Source organism: Halomonas urmiana (assembly GCF_005780185.1).
In the GTDB taxonomy this organism is placed as follows: domain Bacteria; phylum Pseudomonadota; class Gammaproteobacteria; order Pseudomonadales; family Halomonadaceae; genus Halomonas; species Halomonas urmiana.
The window spans coordinates 1-359 of the sequence record NZ_VBUI01000092.1; the positions used below are offsets into that span (position 1 = coordinate 1).

At 66.9% G+C, this 359-nt stretch carries 1 protein-coding gene; it reads right to left on the reverse strand.

What is annotated here, in order from left to right:
• Positions 1-359 (reverse strand): NAD(P)/FAD-dependent oxidoreductase (locus FEI13_RS18890; protein WP_420841605.1); only part of this gene is annotated, 359 nt, incomplete at both ends.

Genomic DNA, 359 nt, shown 5'->3' on the forward strand with positions numbered 1-359 from the left:
CCGTCGGGCTTCGGGTAGTCGATCTTCTCGCACTCGGCCGCCGGCTTCAGGGTGGCGTGGTCCGGCGTGGTGTCGTGGACGTTGGGCAGCTTGCCGCCGAGCAGCTGGTCGAGGAAGTTGTAGGCGCCGCCGCCGACGGTGCCGTACTTGTGGATCGCCGGCCCGAAGCTCGCGCTCTCCTTGAGCTCCTGATAGGCCCAGCTCGCTTCCCACTTCGTGGTGAACTCGGTCAGCTCCTTGCCGCCCTCGTCGCCGGCCGCTTTTGCGTCACGATCGTTGAGCGCCTCGAAGACCGCCTCGGCCGCCACCAGCCCGGATTTCATGGCGGTGTGCAGGCCCTTGATCTTGGCGAAGTTCAG